The 2246-nt window shown below is 79.7% G+C and carries 2 protein-coding genes; one reads left to right on the plus strand and one right to left on the minus strand.

Annotated elements, in window-relative coordinates; genetic code table 11:
• Positions 1-124: 124 nt before the first annotated feature.
• Positions 125-394 carry a hypothetical protein gene (locus AB0H83_RS05560; protein ID WP_360087293.1) on the plus strand — a complete coding sequence of 90 codons (270 nt, stop codon included), beginning with the start codon at positions 125-127 and terminating at the stop codon, positions 392-394.
• Positions 395-434: 40 nt separating this feature from the next.
• Here the strand turns inward: AB0H83_RS05560 and AB0H83_RS05565 are convergent, their stop codons facing one another.
• Complete coding sequence (locus tag AB0H83_RS05565; RefSeq protein WP_360087296.1) at positions 435-2153, minus strand: hypothetical protein; 1719 nt, start codon at positions 2151-2153, stop codon at positions 435-437.
• Positions 2154-2246 lie beyond the last annotated feature (93 nt).

A 2246-nucleotide genomic window follows, 5' to 3' on the forward strand; every position in this document is an offset into this window, starting at 1 on the left:
CGACCGCACCGCAGACCGCACCGCAGACCGCACCGCAGACCGCACCGCAGACCGCACCGCAGACCGCACCGCAGACCGCACCGCAGACCGCACCGCTGGGCGTGCCGCTGGGCCACAATGAGGCGTGCAGATCTATCAGGGTGTGGCGGCGTACCACCTGACGACGCTCGGCGACGCGGTCGACGCGGTCGACCGCGCGCTGCTGGAGGCCGGCATGACCTTCACCAGGACCCCCGTGACGGTCGTGTGGCCGGGCGGGCGCGGCGAGGGCGTCGAGTTCGTGTTCGTGCTGGCGCCCCGCGACCAGCGCGCCGGGCTGGACCTCGTCGCGCGGCTGCGGGCCACGGGCATGTGGCTGCAGGTGCGCAAGCTCGACGCGACCGCCCCCTCGTAGCCGCGCACCGGCGGCGCGGCCAGTGCGCGGCCGGCGGCGCTCACAGCAGCAGCGGGACGCCGGGGCCGCAGGCCGGCTGGGCGCAGGCATGGATCAGCGCCAGGATGCGCAGGGCGGTGCCGTCGCCCTGGGCGGCCTCGGCGGTGTTCTCGCCGCAGTGCCCGGCCCGGCACAGGCCACGGGCGGCCCACCAGGTGACGGGCAGGCTGGTGCCGCCGATCCAGGCGGCCAGCACGGTCGCGGTGAGCGAGCCGGCGTCGGCGGGCGGGGTACCGCCGGGCGCAGCCGACACCAGGTGCAGACCGCCGTCGAGGCGCAGCGCCGCGACGGTGGCCACGGCCGACGCGTGCCGCGGCGCGTCACCGCCGAGCAGCCGGGACGCGAGCTCCTCGGCGGCCGCGGAGAACATCGACCGCTGCCCGGACACCGGGATGCGCGCCGCTACGGCCCGGCGCTCGCCGTCGCCGGTCAGCAGCGCGGCGTCGGTGACGGCGAGCAGCCGCTGCAGGTCGTCGTCGAGGTCGGGTGACCAGCCGGCCACGGCGAGCTCGACGCGGGCCCGGTCGCCCGGTGCGACCTGCGCGGCGAGGACCCGCAGCCGCGACGCGGCCAGGGCCCGTCCGGCGCCGCCCTGGCCGGGGCCGGTGAGCGCGGGCAGCCAGACGTCGAGCAGGCTCGCCCGCAGCCGGTCGGGCAGCGCCGGGTCGGGCGCGCCCAGGAGCCCGGCCAGCCGCAGGCCGGCGAGGCTGGCGGGCAACGCCCGGGCCAGCTCGTCCGCGGCCGGCCACCCGGCGCGCGAGCGCGGCGGCGCCGGCGGCACGACGGCCCGCGCGCAGCCCACGGCCCGCGCGTAGAAGGTGAGCTGCGGGTCGGCCGCGGCCTGGCCGGGCACGGCGACCGTGCCGTCGGGGCGCAGCAGCCGGTCGCAGGTGTGCAGCGGGAACGCGGTCGTGGCGATGCCGAGCCGGGCGGCGTCCTGGCGCAGCTGCGCCTGCGCGCCCAGCCACACCACGTCGGGCAGCTCGCCGAGGGCGTCCAGCGCCTGCTGTACCCGCCGGGCGAGCAGCTGCGGGGGCAGGCCGGCGCCGGACAGCACGGCCGCCGCCTGCAGCTGGGGCACGAGCGCCTCCACGGCCGTGGCAGCGGTCCACGGCGGCCCCTCCTCGCGCAGCGCCGAGCGCAGGGTCTCGGTCACGGCGTCCGGGACGGGCAACCGGGCGGTGGTGAGCGCCTCGACGGCGAGCGCGGTGCTGCCCCAGTTCGGTGCCGATCCGCCGCTGGTGCGGTAGCGCCCGCCGGAACGCAGCGCCTCGATCGCGGGTCCGGCGCCGGTGGCCGGCGCGCCGACTGCGGCGGCGATGCGCACCGCGTAGCCGATCTGGCCCATGGCGGGCAGCGGGCTGGTGCCCTGCCGGCCCTGCAGCGCGCCCGGCAGCCAGCGGGCCACGGCGTCGCGATCCAGGGTCGTGGCGGCGGCCGGCTCCAGCCGCAGCCGCCAGTACGTGTCGTAGAGGGAGAACGGCGAGCGCGCCGCGCTCCACGCGCCGTCCACGAAGTAGCCGCGCCGGCCGTCGCTCACCCACGAGTCCGCCAGCAGCGCGCGCACCTGGGCCGCGTCGGGCGCGCCGCCCGCCGGGCCCGCGGCCTGGCTCCCTGCCGGCGGTGCGGCTCCTTCGTGGACGGGCCGGTCGGCCTGGCAGGCGGCCAGGGCCGCGGCGGCCGTCAGGGCCGCGACCGCCCGCCGGACGTGCTCGCGCATGACGCTCCTTCGTGGACGGGCCGGTCCCCGTGCGCCGCGGCGCACGGGGGCCCGCCGGTGAAAACGCGACGGCGCCCGCCCCCCACGAGGCCG

It is taken from the genome of Dactylosporangium sp. NPDC050688, from assembly GCF_040654515.1.
Lineage (GTDB): Bacteria > Actinomycetota > Actinomycetes > Mycobacteriales > Micromonosporaceae > Dactylosporangium.

What these genes read in the sequence shown, in the direction of transcription:
- AB0H83_RS05565 (WP_360087296.1), bottom strand. Translation starts at nt 2,153, where the DNA reads ATGCGCGAGCACGTCCGGCGGGCGGTCGCGGCCCTGACGGCCGCCGCG.